Genomic DNA, 16,933 nt, shown 5'->3' on the forward strand with positions numbered 1-16,933 from the left:
CCTCGAGCGCGGCCGAGGCCGGCGTGAAGTCGTCGGACTTAAGGAGCTCGTCCACCGTGAGGCCCGGGTGCTGCATCAGGAGGTTGAGCACCTCGATGAAGTCGCGGATGATCTCGCGGGGCGTGATGAGCGTCGCCGCCCCCTCCCGGTCGTATTCGAGCTCGAGGAAGTGGGCTAGCGCCTTTTCGTCGAGCTTCTCCTCAGTCCCGTAGAGTTCGGCGTGCATCTTCTGGAGCTTTTCGATGAGTACGAGGAGCTCCTCGGTCGAGAGGGGCTCGAGGCGGATCACGGGCGACATCAGGTCCTGCCGGCCCTCGATGGAGAAGCGCCCCGAAGCGAGGCGAGAGCGGAGCGCCTCGTAGCTGAAGAGCCCGCGGCGGCGGTCCTCGACCGCCTGGGGCGTGCCGCCCATGATGATCCCGAGGTGGCGCGCACGCCCCTGGAGCGCGTCGTTGTAGATCGTGAGAATCTTCTCGTAGTTGTATTGGCGCGAGATGCTGTTGGGAATCTTGTAGAGGTTCACGAGCTCGTCGATGAGCACGAGAAGCCCCGCGTAGCCCGCGCCCTTGAGAAAGAGCGCAAGGATCTTGATGAAGTCGTACCAGTTGTCGTCCGTGACGATGAGCGAGATCCCGAGCTCCGCCTTCGCCTCGGCGCGGGTCGCGTACTCGCCGCGCAGCCACTTGACCACGCGGGCGCGGGTCTCGTCGTCGCCCTCCGTGAGGGCGCGGAAGTACTTGACGAGGAGGGTCGAAAACTCAAAGCCGTGGACGACTTCTCCGAGCTTCGCCACCGCCCCGAGGATCTTCGCCTCGGCCGCCGGAAGATACTGCGGCGTGCCGGGAAGAACGTCTTCCTGCGCGAGCTGCGCCTTCACCGCGGCCATCCAGCGCTCGAGGATCAGCGTGAGCGCCCCGCCCTCGGGCATCGTCTTGGTGGCGAGGTTCTGCAGGAGCTCCTTGTAGGTCGCGAGTCCCTGCCCCTTCGTGCCCTGCAGGCGCCTCTCGGGCGAGAGGTCCGCGTCCGCCACCACGAACCCGCGGTCCATCGCGTAGGCGCGGATCGTCTGGAGCAGGAAGCTCTTCCCGCTCCCGTAGCGCCCGGTGATGAAGCGAAAGCTTGCTCCCCCCTCCGCGACGATCTCGACGTCGGAGAGGAGCGCGTCGATCTCGGCCTTGCGGCCGACCGCGATGTAGGGAAGACCAATTCTCGGCACGACGCCGCCCTTCAGGGCGTTGAGGACGGTGCGGGCGATGCGCTTCGGAGTCTTGGGCTGCGGCATGGTGGGTGGTGTCGGCGTGAATTCGGGTTGAAGGTCGGGCGGCGGGTGAAACGCGCGTGTCAGGCGAGGAGGTCGCGGAGGTCTTCGGCGTAGTCCTCGATGACGGCGGCCTTCGCGCCGTCCCACTCGAGCACCGCGTCGCCGAAGGCGTCGAAGAGCTTTTCGTTGAGGCGGTCCACCGCCATCTCGGGCGCGAGGCCCCCCGGGGTCTGCGTGCGGTCAAAGCGGCCGGCGAGAAGGTCGAGGAGGAAGGCGCGCTCCTCGGGACTGAGGTCCGCGCCGCCTTCCGAGTCGCCTGCCGGCGCTGCAGGCGGCTGCGGGGCTGCGGAGCTCCCTGACTCCGCCGGCGCCGTCACAGAATCCGCCGTGGGCATCTCCACAGTATGCGCCCCTCGGGCGTCAGGCTCCGCCGCGCGCAAGTGCGGTGCGGCATTGCCGCAGGACGCGGCGGGCGGCTCGGAGGGGGCGGCTTCCGCGACGGCTTCCCGGGAGGCTTTTGCAACGACTTCCGGGACGTCCTCCGCCGCGTTTTCGACGATCAGCTTCTCCTGCGTTTCGGCGGCGTCGGCGCGGATCCCGGAGAGCTTCGAGAAGTCCACGCGCCGCGCGGGATTCGCGGCCGCACGCTCGGCCCGCGCCCAGTCGGCGAGGACCGCGGTCACCACCGGGTCGATGCGCCCTTCGGGGTCCTCGGCCTTGATGGGGCGGCGCCAACCTTCGGCTTCGCGCAGGCGCTTTTCGACCACCCGCATCAGGAGCGTCACCGCGGGCTCGACGCCGCGCGCGGGGAAGAACTCCTCGAGCCGCCAGGCGCCCTTGCGGCAGAGCCAGCGGCGCGTGGGCGAGAGAACATAGTCCCGGTCCTCGGGTTCGGCCGTGAAGTCGAAGACCGCGGACCGGAAGAGCCGGCTCGTGCGCGCGAGCCGCGCGCCGAGCCACAGGTCGGCGGAGGTCCCCTCCGAGCGGGCGAGGCGCTCGAAGACCTCGACGGCGAGGCGCTTGAGCTTCTCCTCGTGCCCCGGCCAAAAGGCCGACTTCTCGAGGTGGTGGCCCGAGCGCTGCGAGAGCGCGGCGAAGGCCGCCTCGAGGCGTCCGGGGTCTTGGACGAGCTCCACCCCCGCGGCGAGGTCGGCCGCGACGGCGGCGACGCGCCGCACCCCAGCCGGGTCGCCCGGTGAAGTTCCCGGCCGGATCCATTCGCGCGGGAGCCCGTGATAGACCACGAAGTCATCGAGCCACTGCGGCGCGTAGCGGTCGAGCGTGAGGTCGATCCTGCGGTAGTCCTCCCAAAAGGACTCGACGGCGCGGTAGAGCCCCGCGGGCGACGGGTCCGCGCCCGGGTCGGGCGCGCCGTTGATGAGCTCATAGAGGTGCACGAAGGCGAAGGAGACGGGCGCGGGGGCGCGCTCGCCCCTCCTCCAACGCGTGCGCCAGGAGAGGTAGGCGAGGCGCTGCGGCAGGCTCATCAGCGTATAGGTCGGGAAGTAGGCGGAGAACCAGGCCGAGTGCTTTTCTTCGAGCTCGAGATCCGCGAAGGCCCGCGCCGTCTCGCGGAAGACCCGCTCCTCGGGGAGTCCGCGGCGCCTCAGGCTCCGCTCGAACTCGATCATCTCGAGCACCCGCGGCGGGATCTCGATGCCCGCGCCCGGAGAGAGGAGCAGCGAAGCGGACTCCGCGGCGCTGCGGTGCGCCCAGGCCGGCCCCCCCGTCCCCTCGAGCGGAATCTCCTCGTCGGTGTAGATGCGCTCCTTCACTCCCCGTTCCTTCACGAAAATCAACTCCCCAAAGGATACCGCAAAGTGTCCTTTCTCAGGGCATGACCATTTTCGGTGCCCCGTTCATGTGCAAAATCCGCCGAAAACCGGCGCGGTGGATTAGCATTTCAACTTGACCGTCCGGCGCGCTCCCGCGCCGGCCCGACACTCTTTGCGGAGAACTGATCCTCATGGCGCTTCTCGATACGCCCCAGCCGGACCTGAGTCTCGAGGAGCTGCGCTTCCTCGTCACGCTCGCCCAGACGCAGAGCCTCACGGCCGCGGCGGGCAAGCACGGCCTGAGCATGGGCTCGGCCTCGCGCCGCCTTGCGCGCCTGCGCGGGATCTTCGAGGACGAGCTCTTCGTGCGCGCGGGACTGCAGATGCTCCCGACGACGCGCATGCGCGACATGCTGCCGCGCATCCTCGACCTTCTCACCTCCTCGAAGGGGCTCTTCTCGAACGACACCTTCGAGATCGCGAGCGTGAAGCGCACCGTGCGCATCCTCGGCGTGGACAACGCGGTGATGACGATCCTGCGCGAGGCGATCGTGCGCTTCGCCAAAGCCGCTCCCAACGCGTCGCTTGAAGTTCAGCCGATCAACAGCGAGATGCTCGAACTGCTGCGCTCCGGGCGCGCCGACCTCGCGATCTACCCCCTCAAGAACGTCCCGAAGGACTTCCACATGCTCGAGCTCTACCGCTCGCGCTGCGGGATCCTCGTGCGCGAGGGGCACCCGCTGATCGCGCTCTACACCGAAAAGGGGCGCCTCGCGATGGAGGACCTGCGCGCCTACCGCCAGGTGTCGATGGACTTCTCAGGGGCGCCCGAATTCAGCACCGCCGCCTCGGGCGCGACCGGCCAGGAGACGGCCGTTTCGATGCCCTACTTCCTCGCCGTGCCCTACGCCCTGATGGACACGGACTACACGTTCATCGCGCCCGTGCTCACGCTGCTGCATTTCCTGCGCGACAACCGCTACGGGCTCAGAATGCTGCCGGCCCCCGCGGAGGTGAGTCCCTTCACGCCCTGCCTCGTCTGGCACCACGGCACGCACTCCGACCCCTTCATGCAGTGGGTGCGCGGCGTCGTCACCCAGAGCGCCCGGTCGGAAGCGAAGCGCCTCGGGGCGCTCGAGGCCGACTGACCTTCCGGCCGTCCCCCGGTCCCTTTCGAAGTGGCCCGTTCCCCGCGGGCCTCTTCCATTTCTCACCCGCCTGTTGCAGACGGTCGCCATTCTTTTCCTTGTTTTTCAAAGGGCGGTGCTAGAGTGGAGAGCGCAGAAACATTTTTCATGGAGCATTTGAAGCACCATGCGTCTACGTTCAGCACCCTCACTTCTCGCGCTCTCCCTCATCGCCCTCGCCCTTTCGGGCTGCACCACCTACGTGCAGGTGGCGAGCGACCCGGAGGGAGCGATGATTTCGAGCGCCGACGGCCGCGAAACCTACGGGCGCGCACCCGTCGAAGTTCCCTACAAGAAGAGCGAGCTCGAAGCGGCGGGCGGCGTCATTGCGGGCTTCACCGCAACGTGGCCCTCGGGCGCCAAGGCCTCGACCGAAACTCCCTACGTCGTGAAGGACTTCCGCTTCGGCGCGCAGATTGAATTGAAGCGCCCCGAGGGCGCCCCGGGTCTTGACCAGGACCTGCGCTTTGCGCTCGAGCGCGCGCAGGCCCGCGCCAAGGAGGCCGAGGCCGAGCGTGAGCGGATGCGCCTCTACGTGAGCGACGGTTGGTTCTGGGGTCCGCGCTGGGGCATGGGCTGGGGTTGGTGGTGGTAGCCGCCGGTCCTTGACCGCCCGCCCATTTGAAGAGGCCCGCCGCACCGGACTCCCGTTTGGGGAGTCATCGTGCGGCGGGCCTCTTCTTCGTTCGTCCGCCTTCACCGGGGCGGCCCGAGGATCGTCCTCAGGCCGCCCCGGCGAGGAAAGGAAATCACTTCGGATTGCGGTTGCAGAGCCCGGCCTCAACCATCGCGGCGTTGGGACGCGGCGCGGCGATCATGCGGAGCGTGTTCTTATCGGTGTGGTGGAACGCGCGCTCGACGCCCGGGATCACGAGGAGCGTGTCCTCCTCGTAGCTGATCGACCCGTCTTTATTGAAGGTGAAGGTGATGTCCCAGGACTCCGTGCGGAAGTTCTTCTCGAGGAACGGATTCGAGCAGATGCCGTTCACGGTCGTGCCGCGCTCGGCGTGGAGCTTGATCCGGCGGTCGCCGGGCTTGGCCTTACCCGAGGCCATCGCGATCTGGCCGCGCGGAATGGCGAGCGTCATGTAGACAGTCTCCGTCGCGGGCTCCCAGAGGAGGTAGCCCACCTGGTCGTGGAAGGCGGTGAGCTCGCCGGGCTTTGTCACGGCGACGTGGTAGCGCAGGCCGTAGAAGAGCTGCGGGCCGGAGTTCTGCGGGTCGAGAAGCTCATAGGTCTGCGTCTCGACGAAGGGCTCGGACTCGGTGCCTTCGGCGACGGGGTGCGTGTCCACGCCTTCGGCGCCGTACCAGGTGCCCGCGAGGGGCGCCAGGGGCCCGAGGGCCTCAAGGGTGTTCGGATTGGAGGGGGTCTCCGTGTAGATGTCTTCGTGATGCAGCATTTCTTTTCTCCTTTCATTGCGGAGCATCCGCGGAGAGCTGTCGGGCGTGCGCGGGGTCTTGCGCACGCTCCTGCGCCTCCTGCGGCGCACCTGCATCCTACCCGCCCGGGTAGTCGATGAGCGCTGCGGAAGTGTTCCGAGTTGCATCCGCCGGGAACGCGCCGGTCAACACGCCCGCGAGGCCGCGCCCCGGGCGGAGAGTTTTCAACTAAAATCCGGCCTCAACTCATGCTAACCGATCGGTAAGTAGTCGTCCATCGCCATGCCCATCGCCCTTTGCGCCGCGCCCGCCGCGGTCCTTCTTCTTGCGCTCGCCGCCCTCACGGCCGAAGCCGCCGGCACCCCGTCGGCGCTCACCTTTGAAGACGCGCGGCGCACCTTCCACGAACGCGCCGACATCTTCCGCGCCGACACCGCGGAGGTCGCCCGCGCGCAGCACGCGGCCGAAAGCGCCAAGGCGCTCTCGGGCCCGAAGGTGGACTTGACCGCGATGCAGATCGAAGGGAGGAAGGAGCTCAATCTCGACGTCGACGTGCCGGCGAACCTGCAGGCCCTCGGCAATCAGCTCACGGGCGGCAAGCTCCCCATCCCGAGCCGGCTGAGTTTCTCGGAAAACTACGACCTCTCGGGGCCGCGCGCGATGATCGCGGCCACCTGGCCCATCTACACGGGCGGACAGATCACCGCCAAGCAGAACGCGCTCGAGCACGAGGTGCGCGAGGCCGCGGCCTCGCGCGACGCCCGTCTCGAAGAGAAGGACGCCGACCTCGCCGCGCGCTACTGGGGCGTTCAGCTCGCCCGCTCGGTGGAGGACCTCCGCAAAAAGGCCCTCGCAGACGAAGAGGAGCAGGTCCACCGCGCGAAGCGCTTTGAGGCGAAGGGCCTCATCTCGAAGATCGAGCGCATGTCGGTCGAAGTCTCGCGCGACGCGGCCCGCCGCGAGCTCGTCGCCGCGGGGACGAGCGCCCGGGTGGCGGAGGCCGAGCTCATGAGCGCGCTCCGTGAGAAGTCGCTCCCCAACCTCGCCACGCCGCTCTTCATCCTCACGGGCGACCTCGGCACGCTCTCCGAGTGGCAGGCGCGCGCCCGCGCCAACTCCCCTGTGCTCGCGCGCATCGACGCGCAGAAGAGCCGGGCGGGCGAAGGCGTGCGCGCCGCCGAGGGCGCCTTCCACCCGCAGGTCTTCGCCTTCGGCACGAAGAACCTCATCAAACACTACCTCACCCCGGTCGAACCCGACTGGATGGTCGGGATCGGCGTGAAGTTCACGCTCTGGAGCAACCAGGACCGCTTCGCGGCGCTCGCCGCCGCGCGCAGCGTCGAAGAGAAGGCAGGCGCCGCGCGGTCGGAGGCCGACAACCAGTTGGCGACGATGGTCGAGGTGGCGTTCCTGCGCACCACGCAGGCGCGCGAGGAGTACGACCTCACGGCCTCGACCGTCGCCCTGGCGGCGGAAAACCTGCGCCTGAGGGAGTCGAGCTTCGCCGAAGGCCTCTCCACGGCCATCGACGTCCGCGAGGCGCGCACGCAGCTCGTGGGCGCGCAGATCGCGCAGCGCGCCGCCGCCTACAAGTTCGTCGTCTCCTGGGCGATGCTCCACGCCGCCGCCGGCGTGATGCCCGACTTCTCGAACACCATCGGCCGCGCCGACTTCAAGGCCGCCCAGTAAAGGCGGAGCGCCCAGGAGCCGCCTCCGCCGACGCCGACGCCGCCCACCTTCCTCTCGGGGCGGCCCTCAACCCGACAATTGCCAAAACAACCCGCAAAATGCAGCAGCAGAACACTCAGGCACAGAAATCCTCCCTCATTCCGGCCCTGGCCGGCGGCGTCGTCCTCGCGGGCGCGGCGCTCTTCATCGGCTGGGGCGTCTGGCGGGCGATGACCCCGACGCCGGTGCCGCTGCAGGGCATGATCGACGCCACCACCGTCTCCGTGGCGGCAAAGGTTCCCGGGCGTCTCGCCGCCGTCCACGTCCGCGAGGGCGACGTCGTGAAGGCGGGCGACGCCGTGGCGCGGCTTTCGCTCCCCGAAATCGAGGCGAAGGTCGCGCAGGCCAAGGCCGTTGAAGCCGCCGCCCGCGCGAAGGTTTCGCTCGCCGACGAAGGTCCGCGCACGCAGGAGCTCGACGCCGCGCGCGCCGACCTCACGCGCGCCCGCGCCGGCCTCGCCCTGGCCGACGCCTCCTGGGGCCGCGTCTCAGCGCTCTACAAGGACGGACTCGTGAGCGCGCAGCGCCGCGACGAAGTGTTGGCGCAGCGCCGGAGCGCCGCGGAGCTCGTGCATGCGGCCGAAGCGAAGGTCTCGGCCCTCGAGGAGGGCGCGCGCAGCCAGGACAAGGCCGCCGCGCGGGCGCTCGCCAACCAGGCCGCCGGGGGCGTCGCCGAAGCGTCCTCCCTCGCGGGCGAAGCCGAGGTGAGGACCCCCGCCTCGGGCGAAGTCACCCGCGTCGTGATGCACGAGGGCGAGGTGACCCCGGCCGGCTTCCCCGTCGTTCTCGTCACGAACCTCGCCGACAGCTGGGCCGTCTTCAACATCCGCGAGGACGAGCTCCCCGGAATCCGCGTCGGCACCGAGCTCACGGCCGACGTGCCCGCGCTCGGCAGGTCCCTGAAGTTCCGCGTCTACTGGATCAATCCGCGCGGCGACTATGCCGTCTGGCGCGCCACGCGCCAGTCCTCGGGCTACGACATCCGCACGTTTGAAGTGCGCGCCCGCCCGGTCGAGGCCGATCCGGACCTGCGCCCGGGCATGACGGTGGTCGTGGACCGCGCGTCCGCCGCGACCTCCTCCGCCGCCAAGTAGCCCGGAGTCCCCCGCCATGCGGCAATGGTGTCGGAACGCGGCTCACGTCGCGGCGCTCGAACTCCGTCAGGTCCTCTCGCACCCGCTCGAATGGCTCTGCGGCTTCGCCGCGCCCGTCTTCTGGTGCGTGGTGCTCCTCTTCGCCTTCAATTCGGGCGTGATGACGGGGCTCCCCGTGGGTCTCGTCGACGCGGACGGCTCCGCCCTCTCGCGCCAGGCGGTCTCGGCGCTCTCGGCGATTCCGTCGATTGAGTTGAAGAGCTTCGCATCCGCCGAAGACGCCGACGAGGCGCTGCGCGCCCGGCGGACCTATGCGACGATCACGCTTCCCAAGAACTTTGAGCTCGATCAGAAGCGCGGACGCGGGGCCCCCGTGTCGCTCGAGATCAACAAGACCTACTACGCCGTGGGCACGATCCTTGAAGTGGACGTGAAGACGGCGCTCTCCTCCCTGAAGCTCTCGAGCCTCGCGGTGAGGAGCACCGCTCAGTCGGGCGGGAGCTTCCGCGAGAACGCGGCGCGCCTGCGCGCCTCGATTCCCGACGTCCTCTTCATGGGGAACGTGAGCTTCAACTTCGTCGCCTACCTGCTCCCGACCTTCATCCCGGGCCTGATGGCCTTGGGGGCGCTGCTCGGCTTCGTCTGCATGTTGACGCGCGAGTGGCGCGAGGGCGGCCTGCGCGAGCTCATCGATGAGGCGGGCGAATCGGTCTCGGCCGCAATGGTGGGGAAGTTCATTCCCTGGGTGTCGGTCTGGCTCGTCCTCATCTCGGTCTGGACCGCGGGCTGGGCGGGATGGGCCGGCTGGGGCGCCGCAGGCCCGATTCTCTTCTGGTTCACGGCCGGGTGGCTCCTCATCCTCTCGATGGCGGCCCTGACCTCCCTCGCGGTGGCGCTCGCCCCCTCGTGGGTGATCGCGCTATCCGCCTCGATCTGCCTCATCGCCCCGACCTTCCCCTTCACGGGCTTCTCCTTCCCGCTCGACGCGATGACGCCGGGGGCGAGGCTCTTCGGCCTGCTCCTTCCCCTCACACACTACCTCGAGGCGCAGGCGCAGATCTGGATCCTCGGCAGCCCCCTGGACGCCGTTGCGAAGACGCAGCTTGAGATGCTCGTCTTCCCGGTCCTCTGCTTCGCGATTTCGATTCCGCTCCTCACCGCGCGCGTGCGCAAATGGGAGCGCCGCGAGCGCATGAGCGAGAACCTCACGGTTTCGGCCGAGAAGGACGACGCCTTCTCGGACGCCCCCGACCGTCCGCGCACGGGCTTCCTTGCCGCCTTCGGGCTGACGCTCCGGCACGCCTTCCTCTCGCGCGACACGATCGCGATTCTGGGCGGCGCCGTCGCCTTCTACCTCATCTTCTACGGCTGGCCCTACGGCACGCAGCAGGTCGAGGGCATCCCCGTCGGGATCGTCGACCTGGACCGCTCGGCCGCCGCGGGGCGCTTCATCTCGGCCCTGGAGGCCGCTCCCGCCGCCGACGTCCGCTTCGTCGTGCATTCCGCAGCCGAAGGCATGGACGCCTTCCGCCGCCGCACCGCCGACGTCCTCGTGACGATTCCGCCCGAATATACGGAGGACCTCGCGCGCGGACGCAACACCACGATCCACGTGCTCGGCAACGGCGCCTACCCCGTGAAGGCGCGCGCCGTGCAGGGCGCGGTCTCGGGCGTGGTGGGGGACGCCCGTTCCCGGATCGACCTCGCGAGCGTGATGACCCCGGGCGCCGACGGAACGATGATGAAGGCGGCGACGCTCTCCGCTCCGGGCGTTCTCGTCACCTACCGCTTCAACGAGATCTCGGGCTACGGCAACTTCACCGTGCCCCTGGTGGGTCCCGTGATCGTGCAGGCCGTGCTCCTCATGGGCATCGGCATGTCGGTGGGCGGTTGGCTCTACCGCCGCCCGCGGAGGAACTTCGTGCGCGACGTGGTGGCGCGCCCCTGGTGCGAGGGCCTCGGGCTCTTCTTCGCCTACTGGTCGATCGCCTTCGGGTGGCTCCTCTACATGCAGGGGTTCGGGTTCCTCTTCGGTGAATACGGCGCGATGGCGAATCCCCCGGCGGTGCTCCTCGTCTGCGCGCTCTACGCCGCGGCGGTGGTCGCCTTCGGACTCACCATCGTCACGACCGTGCGCTCGAACGCCTGGACGGCGCCCCTCACGGTCATCATCTCCGCGCCGGCGCTCTTCATCTCGGGCGCGGTCTGGCCGGTGGAGAACATGCATCCGCTTGCGGCGGGCGTCGCGCAGATCCTTCCCTCGACGCCTGGCATCTACGCCTCGGCCGCGGCCGCTCAGGACGGCGCGGTTCTAGCGGACGTTCTTCCCGCCTGCGCGCACCTTCTCCTTCTCACGGTGCTCTACGGGTCCTTCTTCCTCATGCGCGTGGGCGCGATCGAGGAGTTCCCGCGCAAGCTCTCCGTGAACGACATCGACTAAGGCCATTCAAACCATGACGCCCTTCATCGACTCTCACTGCCACCTCACCGACCACGCTTTCGACGAAGACCGCGAGGCCGTGATCGAGCGCATGAAGGCGGCGGGCATGCCCGCCGCCGTGACGATCGGGTGCGAGGACGGAGACATCCAACCGCTCCGCGCGCTCCTCGACCTTCATCCCGGCTTTCTCTTCGGCGCCTGGGCCGTGCATCCGGAGTACCAGGACGCGCGCGAGGCGGACGTGGACGAAATCGCCGAGCGCGCCGAGGAGCCCGGCATGGTCGCGGTGGGCGAGACGGGGCTCGACTTCTACTGGTGCAAGGAGCCCCTCGACTGGCAGCGTGCGCGCTTTCGTCGGCACATCGCCGCGGCGCGGAAGGCCGGGCGCCCCCTGATCGTCCACGCCCGGGACGCCGAAGCCGCAGCGCTCGAGATCCTCGCCGAAGCGAAGGCTGGCGACATAGGCTTCGTGATGCACTGCTTCTGCGGGTCGCTCGAGACGGCCGAGGGCGTGGTGGCCGCCGGCGGGCACGTGAGCTTCACGGGGAACCTCACCTTCAGAAAGAACGAGGCGCTGCGCGCCATTGCGGCAGCGATTCCGCTCGAGCGCCTGATGATCGAGACGGACTCGCCCTACATGGCACCCGTGCCCTACAGGGGAAAGCGCTGCGAGCCCGTCTACTCGCGGCGCGTGGGCGAGACCATCGCCGAAGTGAAGGGGCTCGACGTCGACGAAACGCTCGCCGCAATCTGCGCCAATACCATCCGGTTCTTCAGGCTGCCGCTCTGATCCCGCGCCCGGAAGGGCGTCGTCGTCGAATCTTGCACGCTCCCGCCGGTCGGGCCTTTTTCGTCGGGGAGAAGCCCCCGGACGCGCAACACCCGCTTGCACACGGGGGCGGCGTCAGGGGGCGGCGCGGGCGCAGGCCGGTGCTATTCTTTCGCCCAAAATCGACTCCCTCGAGACCTTCCATGTCCGTCCGCCCTTCCTCCTGCGCCGCCGCGCTCCTCTGCGCCGCGGCCTTCTTCTCGTCCATCGCGGCCTCCTCCGCCGCTCCCGTTGAGGAAAACGCCCTCACGTCGGCGCAGCTCGCCGAAGTCCGCCAGGCGGTCCGCGCCGGGCAGGCCCAGGAGCTCAAAACGCTTCTCGACCGAGGCGCGAACCCGAACTTCCGCATGGAGAACGGCGACACGGCCTTCACGTACGCGATGCGCGCGGACACGCCCGACGTCGCCGAGACGCTCCTCAATTCCGGGCGGCTCGCCGTCAACGAAGTCAACCGCTTCGGCGAGACGCCGCTGATGCTTGCGGTCTTCAAGGGCGACAAGCAGATCTTCGAGGAACTTCTCAAGAAGGGCGCCGACCCCAAGGCGGGCGCGAACTGGACGCCCCTTCACTACGCCGCGACCGAAGGCCGCACCTGGTTCATCGAGCGCCTGCTCAAGGCGGGCGTCAGCCCCAACGTGCAGACCACTTCGGGCGTGACGCCCCTCATCATGGCGGCGAGGAAGCCCTCGCGCGACTCCGTGGTGATGCTCCTCAAGGCCGGCGCCTTCCGCGACTACTGCACCGACAAGGGCGAGTCGCCCGCGGACTTCGCGCGCCGCTCCGGCGACGCGGAGCTCGCCGACTACCTCGCCGTCAAGGCCTGCGCCGTGAAGGGCCGCGCCGGAGGTGCGCCCCGATGACGCTGCACGCCGGATCCTGGAGTGCGGTTCCCCCCGCGACGGCCCTTGAGCTCCTCGCGCCCGCCCGCGACGCCCAAACCGGCATCGCCGCGATCGACCACGGCGCGGACGCCGTCTACATCGGCGGCCCCGCCTTCGGCGCGCGCGCCGCGGCGGGCAATTCGCTCGAAGACATCGCGCGGCTCTGCGACTACGCGCACCGCTACCAAGCGCGGGTCTTCGTCGCGTTGAACACCCTCTTTCGCGACGACGAAATCGACGCCGCCCGGGCGCTCGCCTTCGACGTCGCCCGCGCCGGAGTCGACGTCCTGATCCTGCAGGACATGGGCCTGCTGATGGGCGAGCTCCCCGACGTGGAGCTGCACGCCTCGACCCAGTGCGACATCCGCACGCCCGAGAAGGCGGCGTTCCTCGAATCCGTCGGCTTCTCGCAGCTCGTGCTCGCGCGAGAGCTCTCGCTCGATCAGATCGCGGCCGTCCGGGCGCGGCTCCAGCACGCCCGCATCGAGTTCTTCATTCACGGCGCCCTGTGCGTGAGCTACTCGGGCCAGTGCTGGATGTCCGAGGCCGTGACGAGGCGGTCCGCCAACCGCGGCGAATGCTCGCAGCTCTGCCGCCTCCCCTACGACGTCCTGACGGAGGACGGGCGCATGCTCGCCAAGCGCCGGCACGTTCTTTCGCTCAAGGACAACGACCAGACGGCGAACCTCGAGGCCCTGATCGACGCGGGCGTCTCGTCCTTCAAGATCGAAGGGCGCCTGAAGGGCCTTCCCTACGTGAAGAACGTCACGGCCTGGTACCGCAGGAAGTTGGACGACATCATCGCCCGGCGCCCCGAGCTCTCGCGGACGTCGGACGGAACGAGCACGCTCACCTTCGAGCCTTCGCCCGAGAAGGTCTTCAACCGCGGCAAGACCGAATACTTCATCCACGGGCGCGAATTCGACAAGCCCTACGCCGTGGCCGAGCTCGAGAGCCCCAAGCACATGGGCGACCCCGCGGGGCGGGTGGAGTCGGTCGAGCGCGACCGCATCCTCGTCTCGGCGAAGCCCGGCGTCGCGTTTGCGAACGGCGACGGCCTCACCTACCTCGGCGACGACGAGGAGATCCACGGGCTCGCCGTCAACCGCGCCGAACCCGAAGGCCGGCCGGGATCCGGGCGCTGGGCGCTCTTTCCGGCCGAACCCGTCGCGAAGTTGGAGGGCCTGAGGGCGGGGCTCGAGCTCAAGCGCAACCGCGACCACGCGTTCCTCAGGCTCATGGAAGGGAGGACCGCCGAGCGCCGCATCCCCGTGGACCTCGTCTTCACGAACCACGAGGACGGACTCGACCTGGTGATCTCGGACGGAGAACACTGCGCGAGCGCGTGCGTGTCGCTCGACCTCTCCGCCCCGTCGGATCCACAGAAGAACATCGCCTCCCTCAGGCAGAACCTCGCGCGCCTGGGCGACACGCCCTTTGCGGCGAGAAGCGTCTGCATCCCCGAAGACCTCGACGTCTTCGTGCCGACGAGCTTCGCCAACAACCTGAGGCGCGCCGCGGTGGAGGACCTCCTCCAAGCCCGCGCCGCGGCCCGCCCGAAGCCCGCACGCGCCCCGTGGGACGATGCGGCTCCCTACCCCGAGCGCATCCTCGGCTTCAAGGCGAACGCCGCCAACCTTCAGACAAAGGCCTTCTACGCCGCCCACGGCGCGCTGGTGACCGCCCCCGCCTTCGAAATCAAGCCCGTCGCCTCGGCCGAACTCATGACCTGCCGCCACTGCGTGCGCGCGGCCCTGAAGCTCTGCCCGAAGATGCTGAAAGCCTTCCCCGAAATCCTTGAGACCACGGAGCGCGCGCTCCTGCGCCCCGAACCCCTCGTTCTCGTCAACTCCGCGGGCGAAAAGTTCCGCGCGGACTTCCACTGCAAGGCCTCGCCCTGCGAGATGACGCTGACGGGACTCACGGACTTCACAAAGCGCGTGAGAAAGCGCACCGATGTGGAGGCCGCGGCGATGAGGGCGGACGGACGCCCCGCTGCGCCGAATGCGGCGAAGGCCGCACAGGGAGCTCATGCACCGCAGACCCGGGCGCCCCGCGGTAGCCGCGCCGGAAGCGAGACGCACCCGACCCGCACGAAGCCGCACGAAGCGCCCGGCAGGAAGCACAATGGGAGCATGATCCACTCGGAGCGCCGTGGGGGCGAAGACCGGGGGCGGAACACCTGGTCCGATCGACCCGACCGGGCAGGCCGTTCCAGTCATTCCGGCCGTTCAAACTCCTCGGGACGCTCCTCCTCCGGACGCGGCCGCGCATGATGAATTCCGACGAAGCTCCTCTTGAACTCCTCGCGCCGAGCACCTCGATGAGCGTGCTCCTCACAGCGCTCGTCAACGCGATGGACCGTCCTACTGCGGACGGCGGCGCCGGCGCGCCGGGTGCAGCGCAGGCGGCCGCCCCGGTCTTCTGGGACGACATTCCCGTGCGGGCGTTCGTGCATGAAGCCGCGCGTCTGCCGCTTCTCAAAGAAGGCTGGAGCTCGGGCGAGATCTCGGACAGCGATCTTTCGGCGGGCGAGATTCTCCACGAGTTCTCATCCACCCTCGAGATCATGTCGAGCGAGGACCTCGACGAGCACTTCCGGCTTCTCGTCGAAGGAGCGGGTGCCGCCGCGGATTTCAAGCGCGTGCAGGACGCGAGATGCCTCAAGGACCTCCTGAAGAACGACACGGCCCTGGGGTGGAGCGGCTTTGACGTGGTGACCCACGACAAAACGCTCGCGGCGCGCATGGAGCGCCTGCGCATGACCGCGGACTTCTTCCGCGGGCGCCTCGACTGGACGGCGCTCCGCGGCTGGGACCTGCTGCAGGGCGCGGCTTTCGTCGCCAAGGCCGAGGCCAGCGACTCAGCCGCGGCCGACGATGTGGCGCGCATGGAATCGCGCATCGCGGGCGAGCTGCTGCTGCGCTGCGCCTCCTGGCAGGATCTGCGCCGCTCGTGGATCCTCGGCGAATTCTGGAAGGGAGTGGCGATGAGCGAGAAGGCTGCGGCCGAGGCGCTCCTGCAGGCGGCGAAGACGACCGCGACGCTCCTTTCCGTCAAGAAGCCGCAAGGGGCCTGGACCGCCTTCCCCTGGCCCGTCGTGAAGGCCGACGAAGACGCGCCCGAGGTCTACTGACGCCCTTCCGTCCTGCTGCGGCTCAAGAGAAACGCCCGCTTCTCCTCAATCGGAAAAACGGGCGTCTTCGTCTGCAGCAGCGACAAGGCTACTTGCCGGCCGCGGAGGCCGCGCGCGACTCAAGCATCCGGAGCGTCTGCTCGGCCTGCATGTAGTCCGGGCTGTCGGGCGGCATGCGCTCGAGCATCATGCGGGTGAGGTCGCGCGCACGCGCCCAGTCTTCGGCGGCCACGGCCCCCATGAGCGCGAGCTGCTCGGCCCGCGGGTCGCCGGGCTTCTGCGCGAGCGCCTCCTGAAGGGCCTTGTTGGCGTCGGCGAAGAACTGCGGATCGCGGGCCGTCAGGGCCGCCGCGCCGTATTCGAGCGACACGTCGGGGTCGCGGGCGATCTTGGGCGACGATTCGCGGGCGTTCCGGTAGGCTTCGGCCGCCCCGCGGAAGTCCCCGGAGTCGATGCGGCGGTGGGCGAGAAGCACCCACGCGCGGCCGTCCTTCGGGGAGCTCTTCAGGTAGTCCTCGATGGATTCGGCGGAAGCCGTGCCCTGGAGGACCTTCTGCGCCTGCGCGAGGCCGAGCATCTCCGGAGCGCCCAGGAACGCGTAGGAGCCGATTGAAATCGTGCAGATGAGCGCCGTGACGAGTGCGGCCAACTGCCCGCGGCTCAAGTTGAGCGGATCGGCCTTGGGCGCGGACTTCTCCTCTTCGTTGAGGGCGGGCTTCTGCTCCTCGAGCACGCGGCGCCTCAGGTCCGTGAGGAGCGCCTCGTAGTGCTCCCGGTCCATGCGGCCCGCGGCGAAGTCTTCGTCGAGCCGCGCCTTCTCGGCGCGCAGCGCCTGGGCGGCGAGGGCCTCGGCCCGGGCGTCGCGCTCGGCTTCCGGCGCGGCCTCCTTCGCGTGCAGGATGGTCGGCAGGAGCGCCGCCACCGCGACGATGAGCATGAGCGCGCAGACGGCGTAGAGGATCCAGGGATTCGACATGAGGCGGACCGGATAAGTGGGGGAAAACGACGAGAGTCTACAGAACGATGGGAGCGCCCGATCTTAACGCGGCCGGCCCGAAGCGCCCCATAGGCCTCTTGGGGGGTGTCGGCGCCGGAAGGGCCGGGAAGACGAAGGGGACGGTCCCGTGGTCGGAATCGTCCCCTTCCTTCCGGTCGGTCCGGGGGTGGGCTCTCCCGTGGGGAGAGCCCGCCCTCATTCCTGCCGGTTACTTCGCGGCGG

13 protein-coding genes are annotated in these 16,933 nt (G+C 69.0%); 9 read left to right on the forward strand and 4 right to left on the reverse strand.

The genetic code is table 11. The features are described from left to right. The coding region (locus ACT6Y9_RS02715; protein WP_443743422.1) for an ATP-binding protein at nt 1–1,282 on the reverse strand (1,282 nt) is incomplete at its 3' end. Nucleotides 1,283–1,341: 59 nt separating this feature from the next. Further along, entirely contained in the window at nt 1,342–3,051 is a 1,710-nt protein-coding gene (locus ACT6Y9_RS02720; protein WP_443743423.1) for a TerB N-terminal domain-containing protein, read from the reverse strand. 176 nt (nt 3,052–3,227) lie between these two features. Between ACT6Y9_RS02720 and ACT6Y9_RS02725 the strand changes: the two genes are divergently transcribed. Both ACT6Y9_RS02725 and ACT6Y9_RS02730 read left to right on the forward strand, forming a co-directional pair. Next, complete coding sequence (locus tag ACT6Y9_RS02725; protein WP_443743424.1) at nt 3,228–4,184, forward strand: LysR family transcriptional regulator; 957 nt, start codon at nt 3,228–3,230, stop codon at nt 4,182–4,184. Nucleotides 4,185–4,350: 166 nt separating this feature from the next. Continuing rightward, nucleotides 4,351–4,818, forward strand: a complete 468-nt coding sequence (locus ACT6Y9_RS02730) for a hypothetical protein (RefSeq protein ID WP_443743425.1) — start codon at nt 4,351–4,353, stop codon at nt 4,816–4,818. A 154-nt stretch (nt 4,819–4,972) separates the two neighbouring features. On the opposite strand, the gene ACT6Y9_RS02735 is transcribed toward ACT6Y9_RS02730, so the two are convergent. Further along, on the reverse strand, nt 4,973–5,626 hold the full coding sequence (locus tag ACT6Y9_RS02735; protein ID WP_443743426.1) for a heme-binding beta-barrel domain-containing protein: 654 nt from the start codon (nt 5,624–5,626) through the stop codon (nt 4,973–4,975). 262 nt (nt 5,627–5,888) lie between these two features. Here ACT6Y9_RS02735 and ACT6Y9_RS02740 point away from each other — a divergent pair, with 262 nt between their 5' ends. The 7 genes from ACT6Y9_RS02740 (at nt 5,889) to ACT6Y9_RS02770 (ending at nt 15,714) form a co-directional block, all read left to right on the forward strand. After that, nucleotides 5,889–7,295 carry a TolC family protein gene (locus ACT6Y9_RS02740; RefSeq protein WP_443743427.1) on the forward strand — a complete coding sequence of 469 codons (1,407 nt, stop codon included), beginning with the start codon at nt 5,889–5,891 and terminating at the stop codon, nt 7,293–7,295. A gap of 98 nt (nt 7,296–7,393) precedes the next feature. Beyond that, complete coding sequence (locus tag ACT6Y9_RS02745) at nt 7,394–8,428, forward strand: HlyD family secretion protein (RefSeq protein ID WP_295477316.1); 1,035 nt, start codon at nt 7,394–7,396, stop codon at nt 8,426–8,428. Nucleotides 8,429–8,444: 16 nt separating this feature from the next. Further along, nucleotides 8,445–10,868, forward strand: a complete 2,424-nt coding sequence (locus tag ACT6Y9_RS02750) for an ABC transporter permease (RefSeq protein WP_443743428.1) — start codon at nt 8,445–8,447, stop codon at nt 10,866–10,868. 13 nt (nt 10,869–10,881) lie between these two features. Next, a complete protein-coding gene (locus ACT6Y9_RS02755) occupies nt 10,882–11,658 on the forward strand; it encodes a TatD family hydrolase (protein WP_295477312.1) in 777 nt (258 codons plus the stop codon). A 182-nt stretch (nt 11,659–11,840) separates the two neighbouring features. Then, entirely contained in the window at nt 11,841–12,557 is a 717-nt protein-coding gene (locus ACT6Y9_RS02760; protein WP_443743429.1) for an ankyrin repeat domain-containing protein, read from the forward strand. Next, nucleotides 12,554–14,854, forward strand: a complete 2,301-nt coding sequence (locus tag ACT6Y9_RS02765) for a peptidase U32 family protein (RefSeq protein ID WP_443743430.1) — start codon at nt 12,554–12,556, stop codon at nt 14,852–14,854. The genes ACT6Y9_RS02760 and ACT6Y9_RS02765 overlap by 4 nt, the downstream gene beginning before the upstream one ends. Continuing rightward, nucleotides 14,851–15,714, forward strand: coding sequence for a DUF1266 domain-containing protein (locus tag ACT6Y9_RS02770; RefSeq protein ID WP_443743431.1), 864 nt, complete (start codon nt 14,851–14,853; stop codon nt 15,712–15,714). The genes ACT6Y9_RS02765 and ACT6Y9_RS02770 overlap by 4 nt, the downstream gene beginning before the upstream one ends. Nucleotides 15,715–15,802: 88 nt before the next feature. Here the strand turns inward: ACT6Y9_RS02770 and ccmI are convergent, their stop codons facing one another. Further along, the gene (gene ccmI / locus ACT6Y9_RS02775) at nt 15,803–16,690 is read right to left on the reverse strand and encodes a c-type cytochrome biogenesis protein CcmI (RefSeq protein WP_295477304.1); all 888 of its coding nucleotides are present in this window, start codon (nt 16,688–16,690) and stop codon (nt 15,803–15,805) included. Nucleotides 16,691–16,933 lie beyond the last annotated feature (243 nt).

Origin of the sequence: Sutterella sp. (assembly GCF_052272535.1) — a bacterium.
Taxonomy (GTDB): domain Bacteria; phylum Pseudomonadota; class Gammaproteobacteria; order Burkholderiales; family Burkholderiaceae_F; genus Sutterella.

Excerpts from the sequence above, each read along its gene's own strand:
- ACT6Y9_RS02725 (WP_443743424.1), top strand. The coding sequence starts at position 3,228 with ATGGCGCTTCTCGATACGCCCCAGCCGGACCTGAGTCTCGAGGAGCTG.
- ACT6Y9_RS02730 (WP_443743425.1), top strand. The coding sequence starts at position 4,351 with ATGCGTCTACGTTCAGCACCCTCACTTCTCGCGCTCTCCCTCATCGCC.
- ACT6Y9_RS02735 (WP_443743426.1), bottom strand. The coding sequence starts at position 5,626 with ATGCTGCATCACGAAGACATCTACACGGAGACCCCCTCCAATCCGAAC.
- ACT6Y9_RS02740 (WP_443743427.1), top strand. The coding sequence starts at position 5,889 with ATGCCCATCGCCCTTTGCGCCGCGCCCGCCGCGGTCCTTCTTCTTGCG.
- ACT6Y9_RS02745 (WP_295477316.1), top strand. The coding sequence starts at position 7,394 with ATGCAGCAGCAGAACACTCAGGCACAGAAATCCTCCCTCATTCCGGCC.
- ACT6Y9_RS02750 (WP_443743428.1), top strand. The coding sequence starts at position 8,445 with ATGCGGCAATGGTGTCGGAACGCGGCTCACGTCGCGGCGCTCGAACTC.
- ACT6Y9_RS02755 (WP_295477312.1), top strand. The coding sequence starts at position 10,882 with ATGACGCCCTTCATCGACTCTCACTGCCACCTCACCGACCACGCTTTC.
- ACT6Y9_RS02760 (WP_443743429.1), top strand. The coding sequence starts at position 11,841 with ATGTCCGTCCGCCCTTCCTCCTGCGCCGCCGCGCTCCTCTGCGCCGCG.
- ACT6Y9_RS02765 (WP_443743430.1), top strand. The coding sequence starts at position 12,554 with ATGACGCTGCACGCCGGATCCTGGAGTGCGGTTCCCCCCGCGACGGCC.
- ACT6Y9_RS02770 (WP_443743431.1), top strand. The coding sequence starts at position 14,851 with ATGATGAATTCCGACGAAGCTCCTCTTGAACTCCTCGCGCCGAGCACC.
- ccmI (WP_295477304.1), bottom strand. The coding sequence starts at position 16,690 with ATGTCGAATCCCTGGATCCTCTACGCCGTCTGCGCGCTCATGCTCATC.